22 protein-coding genes (1 of these 22 only partly in view) are annotated in these 25,401 nt (G+C 52.2%); 16 read left to right on the top strand and 6 right to left on the bottom strand.

All coding sequences use genetic code 11. From position 1 onward, the window contains the following. Positions 1–3: 3 nt before the first annotated feature. Positions 4–5,670 carry an alpha-2-macroglobulin family protein gene (locus tag PGN_RS09820; protein WP_012458730.1) on the bottom strand — a complete coding sequence of 1,889 codons (5,667 nt, stop codon included), beginning with the start codon at positions 5,668–5,670 and terminating at the stop codon, positions 4–6. A 261-nt stretch (positions 5,671–5,931) separates the two neighbouring features. Next, a complete protein-coding gene (locus tag PGN_RS12535) occupies positions 5,932–6,150 on the bottom strand; it encodes a DUF1661 domain-containing protein (protein WP_158298206.1) in 219 nt (72 codons plus the stop codon). A gap of 78 nt (positions 6,151–6,228) precedes the next feature. Here PGN_RS12535 and ruvX point away from each other — a divergent pair, with 78 nt between their 5' ends. The 4 genes from ruvX (at position 6,229) to PGN_RS09800 (ending at position 11,376) form a co-directional block, all read left to right on the top strand. Further along, on the top strand, positions 6,229–6,645 hold the full coding sequence (gene ruvX / locus PGN_RS09815; protein ID WP_010956521.1) for a Holliday junction resolvase RuvX: 417 nt from the start codon (positions 6,229–6,231) through the stop codon (positions 6,643–6,645). A 104-nt stretch (positions 6,646–6,749) separates the two neighbouring features. Continuing rightward, on the top strand, positions 6,750–7,319 hold the full coding sequence (def, locus tag PGN_RS09810) for a peptide deformylase (protein ID WP_012458729.1): 570 nt from the start codon (positions 6,750–6,752) through the stop codon (positions 7,317–7,319). 35 nt (positions 7,320–7,354) lie between these two features. Continuing rightward, entirely contained in the window at positions 7,355–9,442 is a 2,088-nt protein-coding gene (locus PGN_RS09805) for a tetratricopeptide repeat protein (protein WP_012458728.1), read from the top strand. Beyond that, a complete protein-coding gene (locus tag PGN_RS09800; protein ID WP_012458727.1) occupies positions 9,439–11,376 on the top strand; it encodes an ABC-F family ATP-binding cassette domain-containing protein in 1,938 nt (645 codons plus the stop codon). Before PGN_RS09805 ends, PGN_RS09800 begins: the two co-directional genes overlap by 4 nt. A gap of 241 nt (positions 11,377–11,617) precedes the next feature. Here PGN_RS09800 and PGN_RS09795 read toward each other — a convergent pair whose 3' ends face one another. Together PGN_RS09795 and PGN_RS09790 are read right to left on the bottom strand one after the other, a co-directional pair. Then, complete coding sequence (locus PGN_RS09795; protein WP_012458726.1) at positions 11,618–12,499, bottom strand: Rib/alpha-like domain-containing protein; 882 nt, start codon at positions 12,497–12,499, stop codon at positions 11,618–11,620. A gap of 209 nt (positions 12,500–12,708) precedes the next feature. Beyond that, positions 12,709–13,506: a M48 family metallopeptidase gene (locus tag PGN_RS09790; RefSeq protein WP_012458725.1), complete on the bottom strand. Its 798-nt coding sequence runs from the start codon at positions 13,504–13,506 to the stop codon at positions 12,709–12,711. Between the two features lie 232 nt (positions 13,507–13,738). Between PGN_RS09790 and PGN_RS09785 the strand changes: the two genes are divergently transcribed. The 3 genes from PGN_RS09785 to hisS are packed head-to-tail and all read left to right on the top strand — an operon-like array spanning position 13,739 to position 16,492. Continuing rightward, positions 13,739–14,533: a thymidylate synthase gene (locus PGN_RS09785; RefSeq protein WP_004585599.1), complete on the top strand. Its 795-nt coding sequence runs from the start codon at positions 13,739–13,741 to the stop codon at positions 14,531–14,533. A gap of 45 nt (positions 14,534–14,578) precedes the next feature. Next, entirely contained in the window at positions 14,579–15,067 is a 489-nt protein-coding gene (locus tag PGN_RS09780) for a dihydrofolate reductase (RefSeq protein ID WP_012458723.1), read from the top strand. A gap of 60 nt (positions 15,068–15,127) precedes the next feature. Then, complete coding sequence (gene hisS / locus PGN_RS09775) at positions 15,128–16,492, top strand: histidine--tRNA ligase (protein WP_012458722.1); 1,365 nt, start codon at positions 15,128–15,130, stop codon at positions 16,490–16,492. 4 nt (positions 16,493–16,496) lie between these two features. Here hisS and PGN_RS09770 read toward each other — a convergent pair whose 3' ends face one another. Together PGN_RS09770 and PGN_RS12075 are read right to left on the bottom strand one after the other, a co-directional pair. After that, positions 16,497–16,703, bottom strand: a complete 207-nt coding sequence (locus tag PGN_RS09770) for a hypothetical protein (protein ID WP_012458721.1) — start codon at positions 16,701–16,703, stop codon at positions 16,497–16,499. Continuing rightward, complete coding sequence (locus tag PGN_RS12075) at positions 16,700–16,774, bottom strand: DUF1661 domain-containing protein (protein WP_230456078.1); 75 nt, start codon at positions 16,772–16,774, stop codon at positions 16,700–16,702. The genes PGN_RS09770 and PGN_RS12075 overlap by 4 nt, the downstream gene beginning before the upstream one ends. 157 nt (positions 16,775–16,931) lie before the next feature. Here PGN_RS12075 and PGN_RS12065 point away from each other — a divergent pair, with 157 nt between their 5' ends. The 9 genes from PGN_RS12065 to PGN_RS09725 form a co-directional block, all read left to right on the top strand. Further along, positions 16,932–17,111: a hypothetical protein gene (locus tag PGN_RS12065; RefSeq protein ID WP_004585596.1), complete on the top strand. Its 180-nt coding sequence runs from the start codon at positions 16,932–16,934 to the stop codon at positions 17,109–17,111. 12 nt (positions 17,112–17,123) lie between these two features. Beyond that, positions 17,124–18,182: a 23S rRNA (adenine(2503)-C(2))-methyltransferase RlmN gene (rlmN, locus tag PGN_RS09760; protein WP_012458719.1), complete on the top strand. Its 1,059-nt coding sequence runs from the start codon at positions 17,124–17,126 to the stop codon at positions 18,180–18,182. 90 nt (positions 18,183–18,272) lie between these two features. After that, positions 18,273–19,328: a DUF4837 family protein gene (locus PGN_RS09755; RefSeq protein ID WP_012458718.1), complete on the top strand. Its 1,056-nt coding sequence runs from the start codon at positions 18,273–18,275 to the stop codon at positions 19,326–19,328. A gap of 43 nt (positions 19,329–19,371) precedes the next feature. Beyond that, positions 19,372–20,469: a 4-hydroxythreonine-4-phosphate dehydrogenase PdxA gene (gene pdxA / locus PGN_RS09750; protein WP_012458717.1), complete on the top strand. Its 1,098-nt coding sequence runs from the start codon at positions 19,372–19,374 to the stop codon at positions 20,467–20,469. 21 nt (positions 20,470–20,490) lie between these two features. Further along, positions 20,491–20,949: an adenylyltransferase/cytidyltransferase family protein gene (locus PGN_RS09745; RefSeq protein ID WP_004585592.1), complete on the top strand. Its 459-nt coding sequence runs from the start codon at positions 20,491–20,493 to the stop codon at positions 20,947–20,949. Positions 20,950–20,954: 5 nt separating this feature from the next. Continuing rightward, on the top strand, positions 20,955–21,686 hold the full coding sequence (locus tag PGN_RS09740) for an SDR family NAD(P)-dependent oxidoreductase (RefSeq protein WP_012458716.1): 732 nt from the start codon (positions 20,955–20,957) through the stop codon (positions 21,684–21,686). Positions 21,687–21,697: 11 nt separating this feature from the next. Then, complete coding sequence (locus PGN_RS09735) at positions 21,698–22,624, top strand: CDP-alcohol phosphatidyltransferase family protein (protein WP_005874709.1); 927 nt, start codon at positions 21,698–21,700, stop codon at positions 22,622–22,624. 44 nt (positions 22,625–22,668) lie between these two features. Continuing rightward, positions 22,669–23,529, top strand: coding sequence for a lysophospholipid acyltransferase family protein (locus PGN_RS09730; protein ID WP_004585589.1), 861 nt, complete (start codon positions 22,669–22,671; stop codon positions 23,527–23,529). Continuing rightward, positions 23,526–25,401: the 5' portion of a UvrD-helicase domain-containing protein gene (locus tag PGN_RS09725; RefSeq protein WP_012458714.1), read on the top strand. Its footprint extends 1,349 nt past the window's final position; only the first 1,876 of its 3,225 coding nucleotides appear in the window; its start codon is at positions 23,526–23,528; its stop codon lies beyond the right edge, outside the window. The genes PGN_RS09730 and PGN_RS09725 overlap by 4 nt, the downstream gene beginning before the upstream one ends.

Genomic DNA, 25,401 nt, shown 5'->3' with positions numbered 1-25,401 from the left:
AGTTTATTGAGTATTTGCGACCGGAACTGTTTGCAGCTGTCTGCCGCCATCGGTATGACCAGTAAACTCCGGTGCATAGGCACTGCTCACGGTAGCGATACCTGAGGCATAAGCTCCCGAACGAACCACAACGGTGGAGTATTGAAGCTTGTAGGATCCTCTTACCAGACGATCGAAATAGAAACGCGTGCTGCTATCCTTTATTTCTCTGTAGTAGAACGTTCCGGCTGCATAATCATAACCCGAAAGTTGGCCGATAGGTTCCACCGCAGCCGTTCGCTTGTCCGTCAGGACAATGAAGTCCATATCGCGATCGAGCGTAATGGTCAGTTGCGTCACGAGCCGTTTACCGACTTCCAGCCGATCGCCCTCTCGGAGAGGTACGAGCGTTAGCTTGCCATCTATCACCTGCTCGGAGAAAAGATGCTTCTCTACCGACAAGCCATTACCCGTAGCTACGAGATCCGCCGCCGGCGCATCGTATTCCGCCAAGAAGGAAGCCCAAGCAAATCCTTTTCCGGAACGAGCAAGCTCTGCACTTAGTTTGCCTTGCGGAAGATCTTCCACCGTAACGATCCGACTTTCGCCTGCACCGGCAAATGTACCTGACAAGGCAGGTACAGGAGCCCGGACAGACACAGTGGCTTCTACCATTCGATCTTTTCCTACACCTAACAAGAGAGCATATACCGCATCGGAAGAAGCCGGCAGACTCGGCCAAAGCTGAGTTCTTTTCTGATTGAGGAGCCACATCTGCAAGCCTTCGATACGAGAGCTGTCCTGAGACGTACCGATACGAGCGAAGGCCTCGATCGCGTCCGTCTGCATACCATAGCGACGGTCGCACCAATAATATCCGCCTGAAGACAGCGCAAAGTGCGCACCCTGATCCGGTGTGCGGATGATATGCTCACGGATAGAACGGAGGAAATCATCGGCCAGTGCCTTACGCCCTACACCGTGGAGTACGATGGCAGCTCGCGGCATATCCAAAATGGAGATATGCGGAAGGGATCGGCCGAGAATATCGAGGAAATACATGCGGGCAGCATGGCCACGAGAGCTTGGGTTGCGACTGTCGATCGTAAGCAGATAGAGATAGTTGAGTGCTCGTTCCGGCAGTATTTTGTACTTACTCTTGGTTTTCTTTTCGTATTCCTTCATTCTATCCATCAGTCGTGAGGCAGCATCATCGAGAGCATTCCACCCCATACGCTTCACCGCCTGAAACTCCTTATGCTCCGGTGCAGCGGTAAGAGCGGAGAGACGTACCAGCATCGTCATCACATAGTCCGTCAGATAATCGTTGGAAGACATCTCAGGATGCCAAGCCCACGAACCGTCAGACTTTTGCAGCCTTTTCAGTTTGTCAGTCAGCATCTGCTCCGTCCATGTCAGACGATCCGAAGCCACGAGAGCCTGCAAACGCTGACGACTGTTCTGTTCGGCCAGCATCTCCGCGCGCCAAGGCAATTCGTCCGAGGACAAGGGCGATTTTTGTAAAGCGAGTGTATCCAAGGGCTGCGCCAAGTAGTGCCGCAAACTCTCACCCAAAGCAGGAGTATGCAGCAAGCGACCCGAAACAAGGGCAGCAGCAATACTATTGGCATAAAGAGCCGAAGCCACCGAAACGGCATCTTCCTCGTGTACATCAGTCATCACGGGCAAGGCCTGTACGGCCACCCAAAGCGGATTGCTCACCACCTGAAGAGCCATTGTACCCATAGCCGGTCTGCCGCTGCGATGGGGAAATAGACTATCCAGATCCACCGTTTGAGACTGTCCGCCGTAGAGAATCAACGGTATGGTCTCCACCACTCGCTCCGTAGCCGGCAGTTGCACGATCGAGTGCTGCTCTCCATCGCTGAAGTCTTGGCTTTCGGCTAACAAACGTACACCCAGAGCATCATATCCGGAGACAGGATCGAGCGGAAACGACACCGTAACCGTACCACCGGCTTCCACCGAGAACGGAAGCCTCTCGCCGCCCAATAGCTTGTCGGTAGCAGGGTCGAACAGTTCCATACGGACGAAGCCCTGCTGCATCGTCTCGCTCTCGTTCCGAATCGAAGCCGAAGCCGTACCCTTGTCTCCCATTCTCAGGAATCGTGGCAAATTGGGTGTAAGCATAAAGTCTTTCCGCACCTCCACGCTTTCGTCTTTCATGCCCAACCGCATATCCTTCGTATGTGCAAAGAGGAGCAGGTGCCAGCGCGTCAGTGTCTCGGGCAGAGTGAAAGACCAAGAAACTTCGCCTCGTTCATCGGTCAGCAATGCCGGCTCGAAGAATGCAGTCTCAGCGAAATTGGTACGCACGGAGGATTCTTGAATCCCGGATTCCTTCGATTCGGGTTCTGCTTCATTTACCGCATCTGCCCGAGCAGCTTTCTCTTCCATCGGGAAAGCATCGACCGATTTGGCTTCCGGAACTCCATATCCCACAAATATCATCGGTCCATCATAATAATAATCCGAAGACACATATCTATAACCGGTAGCAGACCAGAGACAGAGTTGGGGAGTTTTGAAAACAGGGTGTTTGAACCCGACTTGCACGTAAGAATCCTCCACAGACCCCGACACTCGATACCCGCTATTCGGGAAAGACAACCTAACCAAAGAAGCCGGAGAGTCGGCAAAAGAGAAGAATCGGGAGGAGAAAACAGAACCATGCACGATCTTATCAAGAGCAGCATCGTACATCCAAGCAGCCATCATGGTGTGGGAAAGCGGTTTGCCCTCCGCATCGGCGAGACGGAGCTTCCATGTCTCTTTCTCACCGGGTCGGAGCTTGTCGCGGAAAGTACTCCACGACATCTTTATCTCTCGCTTGGGCAGTCTGCGTTCCAGATCTATGCTTCGACTATACAGCCTCCCTCCATATACATAATAGAGAGAAACATTCATACTCTCCGGCAACGGAGCTGCCGAAAGCGTCGGCACTATCTCGATGATCTCACCCGGCCGGCAAGCGATCATCTTCCTTTCGATGAATCGGCCTGCCTGAGTCAGGTCGTAGAACAGATACAACTCCTGAGCATCCGCATCCTTGGGAGCGGCACCGACCAGGATGCGGGCAGGGCGGTGACTGTCGTATTTCTCCTCCGCCACATATGTCCAAAGGCCTTGGGAGGGATTCGACAACTGACGATCTTTCGGACGGAAGAGATAAACGTCCTTCGTAACAAAGTCGGAATCCTCTCCGCCACTCTCGCCAAAACGCAATCGGTACTGTCCCGAAGGCAACTTGCCCCATTCGGCCGGAGCAGGCGTCACCACACCTGAAGCTGCGGTATAAAGCCGACCGATACGTTCATTGTCGGCATCGCACAGGAAGTAGGCGATGGATCCCTCCACCGTCTGTCCGGAAGTATTGGTAAGGGTGAATGTCAGATCCGGCAGAGAGGTGGCAAGCCAGTTGTCTTCGTTGGCACGAATGTATTTACCCACTTCGACGTCCACCCTCTTGGGTTCTTTTCCCACGGGTATTCGGAGTACGGCGGTCTGCGTCTCGCCACCGGGGGCGGTCACATCCGCCGATAGCGTGTAGAGGCAGTAGGAATAGTCTTCCCGTCCTTCCGGCCGAGACAGCGAAACAGGTATGACGAAGTACCCCGATTCATCTACCACTGCCTCACCGGTCTGTACGACCCTATCGGCCACAGGTCTGCCCCACCACCGACGCGTATAGGGGGTCAGGCTCAGCCGATAGTTCACCGTAGCTCCTCGCATACCGATTCCGGTAAAGGTCTTGGCTTCACCTCGTATGCGGAGGGTGTCGCCCATAGCATATGCAGCGTCGGGACTCCGGAGGCCGACTTCGAATGTAGGCCGCTTGTACTCTTCCACACTAAAGGGATATGTATCCCCCCCCACTCGTAGTCCGAACAGGCCATTCAAGATCCCTGTCGGGAGGTCGAAGCTACCGGAGAAACGTCCCATCTCATCTGCCTGGCATAGCAGCCGACCGATCTCCTTGGAGTTAGCATCTTCCAGCACGACTTCAACTTCCGATCCACCGATGGCGCGTGCGTCCTCCACGGCATAACCTATCCGGTCGCACTGGCCGAAGAAATGAACTTTCTGCCCCGGACGATAGATGGCGCGATCCGTGGAGACGATATACTTGCGCTCATTCTTCTTGGAAAGATCCACCTGATCCTGTTTGTAGGTATAGGCAGAAACAACGGGATACGAGCGGTCACCGTCGGTATAGGGGAAGAAGCGGTTGTAGCTTTTCCGCAGATTGATCCGACCGTACCGATCCGTGGGAGAAAGGGTATGAACCGATCGGTCTATAGAATAACGCATGGAAGCATCCACCGATGCGCCTTCCACGGGCTTGCCCGTCAGCGCATCGAGTACCTGCACACCCGGCATGGCCTGCTGAGCGAGGAAGAAGAGATCCGATACATGGAGCAGACTGTATTGGGGCACCGGCTTGGTCTTTTCGAGTACACACTGCTCTGCCGAGGCTTTCACCAGATAGACCCCCTTGGGCAGATCCGGAAGTGTACAGCGGATCGAATCCATTTTCATATCGGCCCAGCCCTGTGTCCGGATGCTTTCCGTCCAAAAAGGTGTTCCTTTCGCATACAAGTGCAGATCCTCCTGCCTTATATCAGCAGCTTGCGAGCCATTCATATCCAGCCAGTACAGACTGATGAGGACGGAGCCGACATTGCGCGATGCGATCCGCATGCTCTTCGGGAGGCGTGTATGTAGCCGGAGGGGATAGTCGCACTTGACGAAAGAAGCCAAAATGCGCGAAGCCCGAGAGCTTTTCAGCAGGTTGATACGAGGAGCCTCCGGATACTTGGACAGATAGCTGTTGCACAGGTCGAGAGCAGATACATACTCCTCTTCATCACAATAGGCATTCACTCGTCTGTCCACCATACCGATTACATCGGGGAGATCCGAATACGCTGCTATCAGCTCGTCCATCCGACGATAGGAAGCTGCATCATCGAGCTTTCGACGCCGCTTCTCATAGTCCAATCGGTCGGTCTCCATCTCGAGCCGCTCACGTCTGTCAGAGAGATAAGATGCTGCTTGGCGCAGTTCCTGTTCGAGAGCATGCGAAATCTTTCCGTCAGCTTCCGAACTGCTACCGACAGCAAGGGCAAGGACGGATATACAGCTCTGATAGAGTGAACGGGGAGGTGCAGCACATTTTTTCGGTTGAGATTCGAACAAAGGACGGAAGTCCTCCGTTCGGGCTTGCAGAAGGGCTTTGCGATAGGAGAGAAATGCATCGAAATCTCGCAGGAAAGCGTCTTCGAACTGTTTTTCGCTCCATAGGCTCAGACGATTGTCTTTCGGATCGCCATGGACTGCACCCATCATATACGCAGGTCCGAACTGTCCGTATCGGACGTACATTCTCAGTCGCATGAAGAGAATCATGGCCCGATCCACAGGCCTGAGCCACGAGGCCTGCATGAGTTTGTCGAGGTCGTTCATCAACGGCTCCTCGGGATAGTCATTGATGTCGTTCTCCGGATCGTCATAGAGGAACATGCTGTGCAGGAGCATGGGGACATCACGGCGAGATTCGGCCATCACCCTGATCTTCTTCAGCGTCTCGGCCACCTTGCGCGGACGGCGTTCCTGACGGTATTGTTCCAGCTCCTTCTCCAAGGTCGCATAAGGATTCTGTGCATTCATTGCAGTAAGACCAATAGTCAAAGCAAGAAATAGACTGAAAATAACTCGTATGTTCATCATACTGTCGTTTTGGTATTTGACATATTATTCCAAATATATAGAAAGTATTGTCTCGTTGTAAACCAACCTGTTATCTAATATCGATCCTGTCCGATGAAGCTGAGACTCGGATAGCTGCTGTCCGCACACCGGCAATGATGATTTTGTGCATAAAGATTTCTTGCCGCAGGCCTGCAGCAAGGAGTCTACCGCGGTAGATTATCAAATGAATAAAAGTGACTGTTTGTTGTGCAAAGGTCTCAAAAAGGGAAAAATGGCTCGTAAAAACCGGTGCTTGTGGTACTGAAAAAGGTGGCGCGAGAATTTTTTCGTTTTGGTTCGGGAATGAAAAAATTCTCGCGCCAAAAGGAAAAAGTTTTGGCACGTGTTTTCAGAAACTGTGGTTCGGCGATTCGAGTATTTGCGGCTCGTGTTTTTCACGTTTGGGGAATGCGCATCAGGAGCCAAAGGGAATTGAAAGGAATGGAACTGGCTTTAGTTTCGTATTTTTGCACGGATATGGGACGAATACTGGCTATCGACTACGGACGCAAAAGGACGGGACTTGCCGTCACCGACCCACTGAAAATCATTCCGGGCGGACTGACCACTGTACCTACCCATACGCTGCTGGACTTCCTGCGGGACTACGTCAGCCGGGAGCCGGTGGAGCGTTTTGTGCTGGGACTGCCGCGCCGGATGAACTACGAAGAGTCCGAATCGATGACCTATATCCGCCCCTTCGCCGTTAAACTTGCCCAAGCCTTCCCCTCTATACCTATAACGTACGTGGACGAACGCTTCACCTCGCGCATGGCACAGAGGACTATTCTGGAAGCCGGGATAGGCAAGATGAAACGGCGAGACAAGGCTCTGGTGGATGAGGTCAGTGCGGTCATCATCCTACAGTCGTATCTGGACAATCCCGACAGATGAGCGAGACGGCTTATTCCCCCTGCTTCGAGACGGGGACGGCATTTTCCACCCAAAAGACAAGAGAAAAGACAATCACAAGAACACAAACACTATTCGATAGAACAATGCTCCTTCCTATCTACCTATACGGACATCCGGTGCTGAGAAAAGTAGCAGAAGATATAACTCCGGACTATCCCAAACTGAAAGAGCTGATAGCCAACATGACGGAGAGCATGTACCACTCCGACGGCATCGGCCTGGCAGCTCCTCAAATAGGCTTACCCATCAGGGTACTCGTGATCGATGCCGATCCGCTGAAAGAGGATTACCCCGAATGTGCCGGGTTCAAGCGCGTGATGATCAACGCCCATATCGAAGAGCGAGGCGAAGATCTCTGCACCGAATACGAAGGTTGCCTCAGCCTTCCGGCCATACACGAGAAGGTGGAACGCCCCACCTCCATCCGTATTCGCTATGTGGACGAGGACTTTCAGCCGCACGAAGAGGTGCTCCACGGCTTTGCGGCAAGAGTGGTACAGCACGAATACGACCATATCGACGGGAAGCTCTTCATCGACCACATCAGTCCGATACGCAAGCAGCTGATCAAAGGGAAGCTGCAGAATATCATCAAAGGCAAAGTACGGACTTCGTACCGCGTAGTGACAGCTCCGACCGGCAAAAGACGGTAAGCCGTAGTCAAATCCATTTCTCCCCGGCTCTGATTATGACATTCAAACGCTCCTTATTCTTCCTCCTGCTCCTGCTCTCCGTGGCCACAGCTCGGGCGCAGATAGACGTCGATCGGGTGATCACGATCGGGCGCAATGCTCTCTACTTCAACGACTACGTGGTGAGCATCGGGTACTTCAACCAAGTGGTAGGCCTGCGCCCGTGGATGGCGGAGCCTTATTTCTATCGGGGAATAGCCAAAATCAGTCTGGAAGACTATACAGGGGCGGAAGCCGATGCTTCGGCCTGCCTGCAGCGCAATGCGCTCATCCCCAAAGCATATCTTCTTCGGGGCGTGGCACGGCAGAATCTGGGCAAAATCGATTCGGCCATTCAGGACTACCGTCGCGGATTGGAGCTGATGCCGAACGATGAGGGCATGCTGGTGAATCTGACCGGAGTGCTCACCGACAGCAAACGCTATGCCGAAGCACGGGAAGGGGTAGCCGAACTGCTCAAATTCTACCCCAAAAGCAAGCAAGCACATATAGCTCTCAGCGCGATAGAGCTGGGCGAGCAGGATACCGTCGCAGCCATTCGCGAACTGAACGAGGTACTTCGGATGGACTCTCTCTTTGCTCCTGCCTATTCGCAGATGGCCATGCTGCACCTCAAGAGCAAGCGCAACGCAGAGGCTATGGCAGCCCTGGACAAAGCAATAGAATTGGAGCCGAGCGAACTGTCCAACTATATCAACCGCGGTGTCATCCGCTACCAATCGAACGACTTGCGTGGAGCTATGGATGACTACAGCCACGTCGTTCGCCAAAAGCCGAACGACAAGTTGGCACGTTTCAACCGTGCCTTGCTCCGCTCTTACCTCGGTGACGTGAACAATGCCATCGAGGACTTCGATGTAGTCATCCGTCTGGAGCCGGAGAACTATCATGCACTCTACAACCGTGCCATCCTCCTCACGCAGATCAACGAGAACCGAAAAGCCATTACCGACTTCGACAAAGTGCTGGGACACTATCCTGACTTTGTCGTCGGCTACTATGCTCGCTCCCAAGCCAAAAAGGCATTGGGCGACACTCGCGGAGCCGAACGGGACTACTGGCGCGCTTTCGACATAGAAAAAGCGGCACAGAGCAAGACAAAAAAAACGAAAAAAAGCAGCTCTTCGACTTCGACCAAAGAGACACGTGAGGATAGCGACGAAACGATAGAGAAGTTCAACCTGCTCGTCGTATCCGAGAAATCCTCCGAGAAGCGCACACGCTACTCCAGTCGGATACGTGGGCGGATTCAGGACAACGATGTAGAGGTACAGCCCTCGCCGCTATTCGTCCTCAGCTACTACGAGCAGTCCTCTTCCGAAGAGGTGCCGCGCGTCTACTACTCGGAAGCCATTGCTCGCTTCAACGACAAAAAGGTTCTGCCCAAGCGACTCAAACCGATCAACCGTGAGGTAGCTCTGAGTCAAGATCAGGTGGCCTATCACGAACAGGACATAACGGAAATATCCGAGAGGACTGCCGGCAATGCCGATCTGTGCTTCCGTCGCGCTTTGGACTATATGCTGATACAGAATTTGGAGCAGGCCATTGTCGATTTCGAGCAGGCTGTAGAGCTGAACAAGCAGTTTGCCCTCGCATACTTCGGACGAGCCATAGCACGTGCCAAGCTGGTCGAGGCTCGTCAGGGAGCCTCCTTTATCCACCAAGAGGCCGAAACGGTGAATGCCATGACAAAAGCTTTGATCACGACACCGCGAACCAATGCAATGGGAGTACCGGCGGCTGCCGAGTCCCCCGAGCGTAAGCCTGCCATATCGGATATGGACGGTGAGCTGGTGATGCGCGACCTGAACCGCACGATCGAGCTGGATCCGAATTTTGCCTATGCCTACTACAATCGTGCCGTACTACTGGCCAGACGAGGCGATACGGATGCTGCCCTGTCGGACTACGACCGCGCCATCAAAGCCTATCCGGAGTTTGCCGATGCTTATTTCAATCGCGGCCTGCTGTTGCTTTCGCGCGGAAAGGCCAAAGAAGGCATCGCCGATCTGAGTCGGGCAGGCGAATACGGCCTCTACAAAGCATACAACATCATCAAACGAATGAGCACGAAGTCATGATCTCCGTCAATAACCTGACTGTCGATTTCGGCACCCGTCTGCTCTTCGATCAGGTATCATTCGTCATCAACAGGCGCGACCGTATCGCCCTTGTAGGGAAGAACGGTGCCGGCAAGAGTACGCTGCTCAAGCTGATTGCCGGCATGGAAGAACCGACATCCGGACACATAGCACGCCCCAAGGGGATCCGCATAGGCTATCTGCCGCAGGTGATGCGTTTGCAGGACGGACACACGGTTTACGAAGAGGTCGAGCAGGCTTTCAACGATATTCGCCAAATAGAGGAAGAGATACGGCGTCTGTCCGATGAGATGGCCGGACGTACGGACTACGAATCGGATGACTATATCCGACTGATAGAGCATTATACGAATATGAGCGAGACCCTCTCTCTCATGCAGCAGGGCAACTATCATGCTGCGATCGAACAGACATTGATCGGTCTGGGCTTCGGCCAAGAGGACTTCCACCGCCCCACAGCCGATTTCAGCGGAGGATGGCGTATGCGGATAGAGCTGGCCAAACTTCTGCTCCAACGCCCCGAAGTTTTGCTGCTCGACGAGCCGACCAATCACCTCGACATCGAATCCATCGGCTGGCTGGAGCAGTTCATCGCCACCAATGCAGGAGCCGTTATCCTCGTATCCCACGACAGGGCATTCATCGACAATACCACGACGCGCACTATCGAAATAGAACTGGGACATATATACGACTACAAGACCAACTACAGCCATTACGTGGAGCTACGCGAAGAGCGACTGCGACAGCAGATGCGTGCCTACGAGAATCAGCAGAAGATGATCCGCGATACGGAGGACTTCATCGAACGATTCAGATACAAGGCCACGAAGTCCGTACAGGTACAGAGCCGGATCAAACAGTTGGAGAAAGTAGAGCGCGTGGAGATAGACGAGCGGGATCGTTCGGCATTTCACTTCCGCTTTATCCCGGCACAGCCTTCCGGCAGTTATCCGCTAATAGTGGATGATTTGGCCAAGGCCTATGGTGATCATCGGGTGTTTTCCGGAGCTACATACACCATCGAAAGAGGCGAAAAGGTGGCTTTCGTAGGCAAAAACGGTGCCGGCAAAAGTACCATGGTCAAGTGTATCATGGGAGAGCTGACAGACTACACCGGCAAGCTCGAACTGGGGCACAACGTGCAGCTGGGCTACTTTGCCCAAAACGAAGCCCAAGAGCTAAGAGGGGATCTCACGGTATTCGACACGATAGACCGTGAGGCCGTGGGCGACATCCGTCTGCGCCTGAACGATTTGCTCGGGGCTTTTCTCTTCGGGGGCGAAGCATCGGAAAAGAAAGTAAGTGTCCTGAGTGGAGGAGAACGAGCACGATTGGCTATTATCAGGCTTTTGCTACAGCCGGCTAACTTCCTTATTCTCGATGAGCCGACCAATCACCTCGATATGCGCTCGAAGGATGTACTGAAAGAGGCGATCAAGAACTTCGATGGGACTGTCATCGTAGTATCTCACGACCGTGAGTTCCTCGATGGGCTTGTCAGCAAGGTGTATGAATTTGCAGATGGACAGGTGAACGAACACCTCGGAGGTATATACGACTATCTCCGGACCCGCCGTATGCAGACGCTGACAGAGCTGGAGCGAACCACTACGATCGAAACAAAAACCACACGGGAGGCTATACCTGAAACGGAAGCCAAAGCGGACTACCGTCGGCAAAAGGAGGTAGCCAAACAGCTGCGCACGTTGGAGCGAACCGTAGCAACCTGCGAGGAGCGGATCGGAAAATTGGAGTCGGAATTACAGGCAATAGAGATGCTACTGCAAGATCCGAAACATGCGACTGACGCGAATCTGTTCGAGCGATACGCCGGCATGAAACAAGAACTCGAAAAGGCCATGGAGGACTGGGAACAGGCTTCCGAAGCTTTATCCGAAGCCCAAGGATAAGCTCAACCTCCCCCCTCTCTTCTCTCCTCCTTTACCAAGAGACCATCTCACCACCAATCTATTAGAAGCTGAGACAACCTTTCGCCATCCGTCCGAAAGCCTTTGTTTTTCACCCCACCTCCAATCCTGCAGATTCCGACCGGAAATACAATACGGGCATGAGTAGCAAAAAAGAAGAGACTGCATCGAAAAATAATTTCGACACAGCCTCTTTGTCTTTAGTCAGGGGAAAGTATCCGCTTTATCTTACTTGTATTTTCGATACATGGTGTTTATTCCCCACATCGAAGCGCACTGCATAGAACCCGGTTTGCACCATGTATTCCAATCGATTCGGGGCTACGGCCACGGTACGTCCGTTGATGTCGTAGAGCGTGATCATACCATGGGCTTCCGCAATAATCTTCTTGCCTTCTACTCGCAATGTGTAAGGAGCCTGTCCATCTACATTGCTCAATGAGCTGTTGGTCACGGTCACGGTTACAGCCACCTTCGGAGATACTCCGTCAGGATACTTTACTTCCACTTCGTAGATGTATGTACCATTGGCTACACCGGTCTCCACATAATGAGTTTCAGCTGTATTACCGATCAAGGTTCCATTCTTGTAGACGTTGTAGCTGACTGCTTTATCTCTTGCCGGCTCTTCTGCTTTCTCTTCCACACCGTCCCAGTCCAAAGAAACTTCGTCATTGGAAGCAGTTCCGGTGAGATTGGTAACCGGTTTGAAGTCCTTCACCTCTACGTCCACGCATACTTTGTCGGATACGCCTTCCTGATACTGTACTTCTACGCAGTAGGTATGTTCGCCGGCAGGAACATCTTCATCGAGAAAAGTGGGCTCAGTCAATCCTGAAGCAATCTTCACGCCATCACGATAGACCGTGTAGGTATAAGAACGAACAGCCTGCTCCGCAATCTCCTCAGTAGCGACTATCTCCTGCAGAGCTTCTACCTCTGCCTCTATTGCGTCTGTCTCCTCAACCGGTGCAACGAAAGTCAATGATTCCAACACCTCTTCGTTCGGAATAATCTCTTGAGCTGCTACTTCCAATGGCATAATAAGCATGGGTAAAACCAGCCAAAGCAGTGAGCAGACTCTTTTGAAGTAGTTCTGTTTCATAGTTATCTCCTTTTTTAATTAGTATCTCATCTTGTTGCTTCTGTTCGCCTCTTAAAAAGGTGATACACAAAGATAAAAATATATTTCGCCCGCAAGCTATTCTTCAACCTAAAAAGTTTGTATGACGCAGGAATCGGAATCCTTTTTCTTCGACAAAATTGAAGTCAATCAGGAGTAAGGAGGTTCTCTTTTAGGTCAAAAGACTGATGCTACTTGCTTTTATAATATTTCATTGCTTCCGGCATATATTGGCGAATGGCAGCTACCCGATTGGCATCGCTCGGATGCGTGCTCAGAAACTCTACCCGCCCGTTACCTTGGGCAGCCATCTTTTGCCAAAAAGTAATTGCCGCATTCGGGTTATAACCGGCCATCGCCATGAAGACAAGTCCTATTTTGTCGGCTTCATACTCCTGTTTCCGATTGTAGGGTAGCGTAATAAGCACTTGTGATCCAATGCCATAGGCCTGCCCGATGACCGTTTGCAGTGCTGCTGACTTGTTGGAGACTGCTGCGCCCAGTATATTACCACCCATTTGGCGTAGATATTCCTGACTGATACGTTCGTTGGAATGTCTTGCCACAGCATGGCTGACCTCATGGCTAATCACTGTGGCCAGCTCGGCATCCGAACCTACCAACTTGAGCAATCCGGTATAGACCACAATCTTTCCGCCCGGCATACAGAAAGCATTCACAGCCTTGTCTTCTACAACATTGAATTCCCATTTCATCTGTGAGGCCATGTCTCCCAATCCGTTTTGCTTCAGATAGAGCATCGTGGCGGCTGCTACCTTTTGTCCCACTCGTCGCACCTGTGCCGTGGATGTCGCATTTTTGGAGATTTTCACTTTGCTGAGAAACTGCTTATACTGCAAGGCACTGGAGGACAGAATCTCCGAATCCTGTACCAGCATGATCTGACTGCGCCCCGAAATCGGTACGGTGCTGCATCCGGCTAATAGGACTACTAAGACAGAAGCCAAAATCACATTCATTATTTTCATAAGATCTTCTTTTTTATTCGTTACTATTTCATTGTTACGAACCAAAGATACAAGGAGTTGTGAACAAACAGCAATACTCCGACAAACACATTAAAAACGTGAATACTCCATGATCTTCCATTTCTTCTTCCAATTAGCTCTTTTGGTTGTAGCATATTCAAGTATTTTATAATGAGTCTGCTGTGGTGCCAAAAATCCATTTGCCTACAAGAAATACGTATATTTGCGTGGTATGAAACAGTATTTGGATCTGCTTCGCCGCATCCTCGACGAGGGAGTACGAAAAGAAGACCGCACGGGTACGGGTACGATCAGCGTATTCGGCCATCAGATGTGCTTTGACCTTGAAGAGGGATTTCCCTTGCTTACGACCAAGCGATTGCACTTGAAGTCCATTATATACGAACTGCTTTGGTTCCTCAGAGGTGATACGAACGTGCATTACCTGCAGGAACATGGCGTACGCATTTGGAACGAATGGGCTGATGAGAACGGCGATTTGGGGCCTATATATGGCTACCAGTGGCGCAGTTGGCCGGACTATCGGGGAGGGCATATAGACCAAATGCAGGAGGTGCTGCGCCAGCTGCGCGAGGAACCGGACAGCCGGCGCATTATCGTATGCTCGTGGAATGTAGGCCAGCTTGCCGATATGCATCTGCCTCCATGCCACTGTTTCATGCAGTTCTATGTCGCTGACGGCCGGCTGAGCCTGCAACTCTATCAGCGCAGTGCCGATTCTTTTCTGGGCATACCGTTCAACATAGCTTCGTATGCACTCCTGCTACAAATGATCGCTCATGTCACAGGGCTGAAACCCGGGCGATTCGTACATACACTGGGCGACGCCCATATCTATCTTAACCACCTCGAACAGGTACAGCTACAACTGAGTCGTGAGCCGAGAGCGTTGCCCCGAATGGTACTGAATCCGGAGGTGTCCGATCTCTTCGACTTCCGATACGAAGACTTCCGACTCGAAGGGTATGATCCGCATCCGCACATTGCGGGCGTTGTAGCAGTCTGACGGAATGTTTTCCACCGATATTCAGTTTTTCCTCACCTATCCAATATGATTTCAATCGTTGTTGCCATAGCCGAGAATGGGGCTATCGGATACAAAAATGACCTCCTCTGGCATCTGCCGGCCGATCTCAAACGATTCAAGGAAATGACCACAGGGCATAGCATTATCATGGGTAGCCGTACATTCCGCTCCCTGCCCAAAGGTGCTTTGTCCAACAGACGCAATATCGTCCTAAGCAGGACGCAGCAGGATTTTCCCGGTGCCGAATGGGCAGCTTCGCCCGAAGTGGCATTGGAGCTGGTGGGCGAAGAGGCAGAGGCCTTTGTCATCGGCGGAGCACAAGTATATGAGCAGATGCTGCCCTACACGGACAAAATCTATCTGACACGCGTGCATGCCGACTTTCCCGAAGCCGACACTTTTTTTCCTGAATTGGACATGAGCGAATGGGTGGAGCTGAGCCGCACGGAATATCTGGCCGACGAGAAAAACCGATATGCCACCACTCTGCTGGAGCTTATCCGCGATTATTGATATGGGGACTCTCCTCTCTCTGTTTTTGTAACCTATCATTCACCAACTAATACATACGTAATGCAAAAGCCTTCTATACCCAAAGGAATGCGCGATTTCAGTCCGGTCGAAATGAGCCGGCGCAACTACATATTCGACACCATACGCGAGGTGTACGAACTCTTCGGATTCAACCAAATAGAAACTCCGACGATGGAGATGCTCTCCACGCTGATGGGCAAGTACGGAGAGGAGGGAGACCGCCTGCTCTTCAAGGTGCTCAACTCCGGCGACGTGCTGGCAGACTTCTGTGCGGAGGAACTGGCAGAGAAAAATTCTCTGCGGTTTGCAGCCAAAGCTTGTGAGAAAGGGCTTCGATACGACCTGACAGTTCCCTTTGCTCGCTTCGTGGTGATGCATCGCAACGAGATCAATTTTCCTTTCAAACGGTATCAGATTCAACCCGTATGGCGTGCCGATAGACCGCAGAAGGGTCGCTATCGCGAGTTTTACCAGTGCGATGGAGACGTCATCGGCTCGGATTCGCTCATGAATGAGGTAGAACTCATCCAGATCATCAGCGAAGTCTTTCGCAGATTGGGTATCAGGACTCGTATCCTGCTGAACAACCGCAAGATCCTCTCCGGTATCGCCGAAGTGGTAGATGAAGCCGACAGGCTGACGGACATTACGGTGGCGATAGACAAACTCGACAAGATCGGCCTCGACAAGGTGAACGACGAGCTGCGCACCAAAGGCTTCGGCGAAGAAGCTATCGAACGCTTGCGTCCTTTTATCGAGATGAAAGGGGATAATCGGGAGAAGCTCGACCGGCTCAAATCGGCTCTTGCCTCCTCCGAAACGGGGCTGAAGGGAATCGAGGAGCTGACCTATATCTTGGACAAAGTGGAGCGCGTGCAGCTCCATTCCGAACTGATGGTGGATATTTCTCTGGCTCGTGGCCTTTCCTATTATACAGGAGCCATTCTCGAAGTGAAAGCACTCGACGCCGAGATGGGTAGCATTACCGGCGGTGGTCGCTACGACAACCTCACCGGCATATTCGGTCTGGAGGGTATGTCGGGTGTGGGCATTTCTTTCGGTGCAGACCGTATCTATGATGTGATGATGCAGCTCGACCTCTTCCCTGCCGAGAAGCTGACCGGTACGCAGCTACTCTTTGTCAATTTCAGCGAAGAGGATGCCGACAGCCTGCTCCCGCTGATCCAAAAGCTCAGGGAGCAAGGCCTTCGCACAGAGCTGTATCCCGAACCTGCCAAGATCAAGAAACAGATGAGCTATGCCAATGTAGCCAACATTCCATACGTGGCACTCGTCGGAGAAAACGAACGAGCGGCCGGGCAAGTGAATCTGAAAAACATGCTGACGGGAGAGCAGCAAATGTTGCCGGCGGATGCAGCAGCCATTGTAGCGGCTATCGTCTGACACTTCACTGTCGCACATAGGCTCGAATAGAGAGACGCCTGACGAATACTATCATAAGGAGAGAGGGGCTGAGATCCGCAGTGGCTTTCAGCCCCTCTCTTATTCGCTCTGTGCGGAGAGCCCAATCTTTCGCCCCCCTGCTCACAGGAAGTTTTTCGGCACAGATCACCTTATTCATCGTTCGGGAGTTTACAGCCCAAAATTTTCTCATTCCATGCTCCCAAAAACGTGGCGCGAGAATTTTTTCGTTTTGGTTCGGGAAGTAAAAAATTTACGCGCCACAGCGAAAAAGATCTCACGCCACTTTTTCAGAAAATACGAACCGCAATCCGGCGATTTTCGGTTCGTGTTTCATCTTTCACGATCTCACCCGTTTCCTTTTCTTAAGTCCCTGCTATCCGGAGATCAAGCTCGGGAAGCAGCGACACCAACTCCTTGCATGCGCACGCATCTCTTTCATCGTATCGATCCTATCAAGAGTGAAATGGGAGGGCTTAGTACGGGATATATTACTTTTGTATGGAGAGGAGTACATCCGAGGATCGGTCCGATCGTTGCCGAATCCCTGACGGATGGGAAAGAAGAAGATGAAGCTCTTTCTTGTGGTTACATTATATAATAGAGTGGTGAAGTGAAGCAACAGACAGAGACTGAAAAGAAAGTTGTGCTTTTGGGTATGTCGCTCGAAGAGCTGACCACGGTGGCTCTCCGGATGGGTATGCCGCGGTTTGCAGGCAAGCAACTGGCCGAATGGATCTATGTGCGGCGTGCTACCGATTTTGCCGAGATGACGAACATATCGCAGGCCAATCGGCAGAAGTTGGCAGAGATCTACGATCTCGGACGCTACCCGTGGTCGGATGTACAATGTTCGGTGGACGGAACCAAGAAGTATCTCTTCCCCGTAGGAGAAGGGCGTTTCGTGGAATCTGTACTTATCCCCGAGGGCGACAGGGCTACGCTCTGTATCTCGTCTCAGGTCGGTTGCAAAATGGACTGCCTCTTCTGCATGACCGGCAAACAGGGATGGAACGGCAATCTCTCTGCAGCCGAGATCCTGAACCAGATTTTCTCCGTGGATGAAGCAGCCGAGCTGACCAATCTCGTCTATATGGGCATGGGCGAACCGCTCGACAATACGGACGAAGTGCTTCGCAGTATCGAAGCCCTGACAGAGCCGTGGGGCATGGGCTGGAGTCCGAAGCGCATAACAGTATCTACGATCGGTGCCAAAGGATTGGAGCGTTTCCTCGCAGAGAGCCGGTGCCATCTGGCAGTCAGCCTGCATAGCCCCTTCCCGGAAGAAAGGAGGAAACTGATGCCGGGTGAAAAGGCTTTCCCCATTATGCAGACGCTCGACCGGATCAGGGCCTACGACTTCAGCGGACAACGACGAGTGTCCTTCGAATACATCGTCTTCGATGGTCTGAACGACGATATGCGCCATGCCGACGAACTGGCCGCTATCCTCCGCGGCATCCCCTGCAGGATCAATCTGATCCGCTTCCACAAAATCCCTGCCGTGTCGCTCCGTTCTTCGGATACCGCTCGCATGGAGGCTTTCCGCAAACGTATGGAATCGCATGGCTATACCTGTACCATCCGTGCATCGCGAGGGGAAGATATATTCGCAGCCTGTGGCATGCTCTCCACGAGCAAAGCGGAGTCTTCCGAAGAGAAAAGCTCGTAAGGGCGGAAAACGGACTCTTTTGCGACAACTATTATTACTACCTTTGGACTTGTATTCGAACAGAAAAAAACAAAAAGGCGAAACAGCAAAATGAAACGCAATACCCGTTTATTATTCGTTGTGCCGGCTTTTTTCGCAGTTTTTGCGATGGCTTGTGCATGCCAGGGAGGGACGGCCGGCAAGTCGTTCACCAACTCTACAGGATCTCCGGGCGAAATGATGCTGGTCATGGACGACCAATATCTGGGATCGCCTGTCGGCGAAGCCATCTACGTGGCAATGACCGAGGTGGCTCCGGCTCTGAACCAAAACGAGCCGATCATGGCTGTTTCGCGCGTATCGGAAAAGGATTTTACGGGCTTCCTCCGCTATATCCGCAATGTGCTGCAGATCGACATCAACCCCGATATATTCACCAAGACTTCTCTCAAATACGGCTATGACCAGTGGGCTAACGGTCAGCTCGTCGTGCTGATCAACAGTCCTGCGACAGATTCACTGACGGCCTACGTCGAATCCAACAAATCGGCCATACAGAACCTCTTTATCCGCCACGAGCTTTTCCTCTTCGGCCAGCTTTGGCAGAAAGACTGCAGTGCGGATGCCGACCAGCGCGTACAGCGTATGTTCGGATACCATATCAATGTGCCGGCCGATATACTCAGCCACAAGGAGGGCAAAGACTTCCTGTGGATGTCCAACAATCAGATGCGCCGGCGCAAGGATTTTTTGGTCTATACTTTCCCCTATCGCGAAGCATCGGATCTGGGACTCGATCGCATGGTGGAGGTGCGTGACTCCGTGCTCAAAGCCAATATAGAAGGTTCGGACGCAGGGTCTTATCCCGTCACGGAGCGTATGCTACTGAAGCATCGCTACGTCTACCCGGGCGACCAAAAGCGAGGCGAAGTGCATGGTATCTGGCGTATGGAGGGAGGACAAATGATGTCCGGGCCTTTCGTGGCACAGGCTTTCGTCGATGGAGATCGGGTAGTAGTGGTGGAGGGTTTCGTATATCATCCCAATGAGAAGAAACGCGATCTGATGCGGCAAATGGAAGCGGCACTATACAGCATGCGTCCGAAGGCCGAGAAAGAGTTCGATCCGTCCATTATCAGGAAAGCTCGCTGGACTACACTCAAATAAATATCCGAAACGGCTTACCGACAACACACGAAGATTCAATGCAATGGAGAATAAAAAGCTGAAAGTGGCCATTTCCCATGGCGACATCAATGGTATTGGGTATGAAATTCTGCTTAAGACCTTTGCCGAAGCCTCGATACTGGATCTCTTCACGCCTGTCATATACGGATCCGCCAAGGTGGCAGCCTATTACAGGAAGACCTTGGAGTTGGATTTGGAAAGTTGGAACCAAGTATCCTCGGCAGCCGAGGCGGTAGAGGGCAGAGTGAATCTGGTAAACTGCATACCCGAAGACGCCAAAGTGGAGATGGGCGTTTGCTCTCCTCAGGCCGGAGCCTATGCGATAAAAGCTCTGGACATGGCTATCCAAGCCGTGAAGCAAGGCGATGCGGATGTGCTGGTGACCATGCCGATCAACAAAGCAGCCATGCCGCAGGACATCTTTCCATACAAAGGCCATACGGAATACCTGCAGGCCCAAGCCGGCATAGAGGGCGAAGATGCGCTGATGATCCTGGCGCAGGATAAGCTCCGCACAGCTTTGGTAACGATGCACGAGCCGATAGCACGCGTGCCATCGCTTATCACTCGGGAGCAAATCCTGGACAAGCTGAAGGCTTTCGATCGCAGCCTCCGCATGGATTTCGGTATAGTACGTCCGCGGATAGCCGTCATGGCTCTGAATCCGCATGCCGGCGACAGCGGACTGATCGGCACCGAGGAAAGCGACACGATCCGGCCGGCGGTGCAAGAGGCAGAAGAGCAGGGATTGTTGGTGTTCGGCCCTTATGCCGCTGACGGTTTTTGGGGGTCGGATATGGCTCTGCATTTCGATGGCATTCTGTCCATGTATCATGATCAGGGGCTGATCCCTTTCAAGACTCTCTGCATGGACAGAGGGGTCAATGTGACGGCAGGGCTTTCCATCGTACGCACTTCGCCGGATCATGGTACAGGCTTCGACATCGTCGGCAAGGGCGAGGCTTCGCCCGATTCTTTTCGCGCAGCCATCTATCAGGCGATCGACATTTATCGTTCACGGGCATCGTGGCGATCGGCTACGCGCAATCCTCTCCGAAAGAGTTATTTCGAGCGGGGCAATGACAATGAGAAATTGCCGCAAACAGAAGATGAGCATTAATTTTAATACCCTATAGACTCTATGTTTAAGGATAAGACTATCGTTTACACATCCGGGACATTCGACATGTTCCACTACAACCATTTGCGCATGATCAACTATGCGCGCAGTTTGGCAGACATCCTTATCGTTGGCGTCAGCACGGACGAACTTGTCGCTTCATACAAGGCGCCGCCCATTATTCCTTTTATCGAGCGCTTGCAAATCCTTGAAGCCCTGAAGACACCGGACATCGTGATTCCGCAGCATACATTGGATCACACGGAGATCGTCAAGAAGCTGAATATAGACGCTTTCGTAGTGGGGGACGACTGGAATGGCAAATACGACTATCTGAAGGATCTCGGCGTTCAGGTCTTTTATTTCCCTTACGGGACAGGCGTTTCCTCTACCAAAATCAAGGAGACTATACACGATAGCTATGCCAAGACGCTGAATGAAGAGCGTCAGCACAAGCCCAAGTCTGTCCAAAACATGTAGGAATTATGGCGGTCGGATACGCGTTGATTACGGGAGGAACCAAGGGCATCGGTCTCGCAGTAGCCCGTCTCTTGGCAAGCAGAGGATACTCCCTCGTTCTTACCTACGGACATGATCAGGAGACGGCGCGAGCAGTGGCGGGCGAATTGGCAGAGAGCGCTCCATCCGTAGAGCTGCTGCAAGCAGATGCTACCGATGCGAAAGGTATCGACCTGATAGCGGAAGCCCTTGAGCAGAGGGATATTACGCTGCAAGCTCTTATCATGAATGCCGGCATCACATGCCGCACGCCTTTCGAGGAGATGACTATCGACGAATGGCAGCGCGTATTCTTTGCCAATGTCCATTTCCCCACCTTCCTGATCCAACGCCTTCTGCCGCGTATCGAGCGCAACAACGGATGTATCATCTTTACCGGATCGCTCATGGGAATAGAACCGCACGGCATGGCTCTGCCTTATGGAGTGAGCAAATCCGCTGTACACGCTCTGACCCGCAATCTGGTGAAGCATCTGGAGCCTTATGGCATCCGAGTGAATGCCGTGGCACCGGGATTTGTAGATACGGAATGGCAGAAGAACAAACCGGCCGAAATACGCCGAAATATCGAGAATAAGGTTGCTTTGCATCGCTTTGCGACACCGGATGAAGTAGCCGAAGCCTTTTTATTTTTGCTCGCCAACGCTTATTGCAATGGTGAGGTCTTGACTCTTGATGGAGGCTACAGCTTCCGCTGAACAGCTCAGACATGAACGAAAACGACAAGGAGTACCAAGCCTCTCTCAAATCACTGGAGACGGAAAATATAATTGACCGGAAATTCTACCGTCCGATAGGTTTTTACTTTGCCAAGCTTCTCAGTCGTACAAGGGTAACGCCCAATATGGTTACGATCCTGTCCATCTTTGTCGGATTAGGCGGCGGGCTGTGCTTCGTGCATACTCCTTATGATCTCCGTTGGGCTGTGGCCGGTATTCTATGTATGGTAGTGGCTAATATCATGGACTGCATCGACGGACAGCTGGCTCGTCTGACCGGGATCAAGAGTGAGATCGGGCGTATTCTCGACGGCATTGCCGGAGACATTTGGTTCGCATGCATCTATATCTGCTTCATCATTCGTTTGACAGCAGAGTATCCCGATGCCTTAGGTTCGATGACCACCGGTATCCTGATTGCCGTCGGTCTGCTCTCGGGAATCAGCCATTTGGTTCAGGCTGCGGTTACGGACTACTACAAAACGCTCCATCTCTTTTTCATCAGTCCGGAGAAGGGGAAAGAGTTCGAACGATCCACATCCATACGTCGCCGTGTAAAGGCGATGCCACACGGAGTGAATCGTCTTTTCAGCTCGTTGTACTACTATTATACGTTGATACAGGAACGTGCGACGCCCCGGCTGCAAAGGCTTCTCGACCAATTGGAGGCCGATTATCCGCAGAATACCATCCCCGAAACGCTTCGGCAGCATCTGCGTAAGGATAGCCGCCGAATCATGAATATCGTGGACTTCCTTACGTTCAACGGCCGTACCATTCCTCTTTTTCTTATCGTCTTGAGCGGTCATATTTGGCTCTATTTCGTGTTCGAAATACTGATTCTGAATACAGTGCTCGTCCTCGGTATCAGACGACACGAGGCCATGTGCAGACATCACCTGAAAGAGAGGCGGTAATCATACGCTCAGACAACTCGAAGATCCTTAATACCCGATCGCTCATGTCAGACTCACGTCCGGAAGTTCTTACCGAAGAAGATGTACTTCGTCTTTTTCCCGTACTGGGAGGGGAGCGACGACTGACGCGCCGGTTGCTGAAAGCCCTCAAGATAACGGACATCAACGCCGTCCATGCCCGTCATATCAATCTGCGTGGAGCAGAGTTTGCCCATGCTGCACTGACTGACCCCACCATCAATGTCAGCTACCGGCTGCACGGGGCAGAGCATTTGGAAGAGATGCGCAAGGGCGGTGCCTTTACAACGGTATCCAATCACCCGTTCGGCTCTCTGGATGGCATTATGTTGATCGATATTATCGGATCGGTACGTCCCGATTATAGCGTATTGGTCAATGGTTTTCTGTCCATGATCAGCTGCCTGCGCGACAGCTTCATACCGGTGGCTCCACTCAAAGGAATGGCCGGAGGACTTGACAGCAAGCACAATGTATCCGGAGTGAAGGAGGTACTGAACCGTCTTCAAAACGGTCAGCCGGTCGGCTTCTTCCCGGCCGGAGGAATATCCGTCTATAAAGGCAATCGCAATCGGGTGATGGACAGCGAATGGCAAGCCAGTTGTGCCAAGATGATACTCGTCAGTCAGGTGCCCGTTTATCCGATTTTCTTCAGTGGCCGCAATTCCTGGTATTTTCACTTCCTCGGATGGCTGAGCTGGGCTATTCGGACTCCGCGCATCCCTGCCGAGCTATTCAATAAGCGAGGGCATATTTTCGATGTCTATATCGGCGATCCGATCCCGCCAGAGACTATCGCTCGCTTCGAGAAGAATCCGCGCGAGCTGGCTCTTTTCCTCTACGACCGGACTTATCGTCTTGCCCCCGGACACAAGAAAAACAAATGAAACGCTCCAAGCAACTCCGCATTTATACAGCTTCGGCGGGTTCCGGCAAGACTCATACACTTACCGGCGAATATCTTCGTTTAGCCCTGCGTACGCGCGGGGCTTTCCGTTATATACAGGCTGTCACGTTCACGAACAAAGCCACTGCCGAAATGAAGGAGCGTATTCTCGAGGAGCTGTACGGTCTGGCTGTGGGCGGATCGTCCCCTTTCGCCGAGGAGCTGATGCAGGAGTTGGCTCTGACTACCGAGCAGCTACAAGTCAGAGCACAGGAAGTCCTGACCGAAATACTAAACGACTACTCTTCTTTGCGAGTCAAGACCATTGACTCCTTCTTTCAGGAAGTAATGCGTGCCTTCTCGCATGAATTGGGACTGCCGGGTGGTTTTCGGATCGAGATGGAGCAGAAGGCCGTGCTCGAACAGGCTGTCGTCCGTCTGCTGCACAGCTTGGGAGAAAAAGATACCTCCGACGTCGAGAATTGGATCAGGCGTTTGGCTGAAGACCTGATCGAAGAGGGGCGTGGACATAACATCCGCAGGGAGATAGTCAGCTTGGGTGATGAGCTTTTCAAAGAACAGCTACTCCTGCTATCCGAGGAAGGCAAACTACCGACCAAAGCTGCCATTCATCGCTATCAAACCGAAATGAACAAGCTGATGGAAGGCTTCGAACAGCGACGTCTGTCTATTGCACGTCGGGCGGAAGAAATCGTCACCATAGCCGGAATCAGCTTCTACAATTTCAAAGGAGGTACCAAAGGAGGTATCTTGGAGTTTGCCAAGGTGCTCAAAGGAGGAGAAGTCAAGCCTCCCACAAAGACCTTTATGGCGATGGCAGAAGGCGATCCGGAGACCACACTCTACGCCAAAACCACTCCTGCCACCACCCAAGCAGCCATCCTCTCGGCCTACCAATCCGGTCTCAAAGAGTGTCTGACCGAAATGGCAGCACTCTATCTCGGCAGGGAATGGCAAGAGTATTCCACGGCCAAGCAGTCGCTTCCCTTTCTAAACCGGCTTGGTATCATCTCCGACCTTTGGCGACAAATCGAAGGAATCAGACAAGAAGAGAACAAAATGCTCATTTCCGATGCTCCGTCTCTATTGCACAGGATCATCGACGGGAGCGAGACCCCTTTCGTCTATGACAAAATCGGGGTACGCATCGAACACGAAATGATCGATGAATTTCAAGATACCAGCAGCTTACAGTACGAAAACTTCAAGCCCCTGCTGTCCGAGAGTTTGGCTCACGGCAAGTACAACCTCCTCGTCGGCGATGCCAAACAGAGTATATACCGCTTCCGCAATGCCGACCGGCGTCTGCTCACAGAGGTCGTCAGTCGGGATTTTGCCGAAACATCGGAGAGGGTCAATCTACCATATAATTGGCGAAGCACTCCCGAAATAATCGAGTTCAACAACTCCCTCTACAAGCATCTGCCACAAATCCTCTGTGAGGCTATGACTCGCGAAGCCGAGACGATGGCAATGCCCGATCCTAAGTTGCCGGAGGAGATCAACCGTACATTCATGCAGACCTATGCCGATGTGGAGCAGCTTGTGCCACCGGCTAAAGTAGACCGGCATGGAAGCGTCTGCATTTATCTTCCGTCGCCGGCATCATCAGAAGAAGCGGAAGCCAATCTTTCGTGGGAGGAGCAGATCTTGCAGGATCTTCCCCGTTTTATCATCGGTCTGCAAAAAAGAGGGTATGCTCCTTCGGATATTGCTATTCTCGTGCGCAAAACTTATCAGGCTCGCGAGATAGCTCGTGCCATGCTCTCTTATCAACCCGAACCGGATGAAGAGGACTATCCCCTTATCCCGATGTCGGACGAATCTTTGTCGCTGAGTGGAGCAGCATCAA

The sequence above is a fragment of the Porphyromonas gingivalis ATCC 33277 genome (genome assembly GCF_000010505.1).
GTDB lineage: Bacteria > Bacteroidota > Bacteroidia > Bacteroidales > Porphyromonadaceae > Porphyromonas > Porphyromonas gingivalis.
The sequence above is the reverse complement of the archived record's forward strand: the minus strand, read 5'-3'. Positions and strand labels throughout refer to the sequence as shown.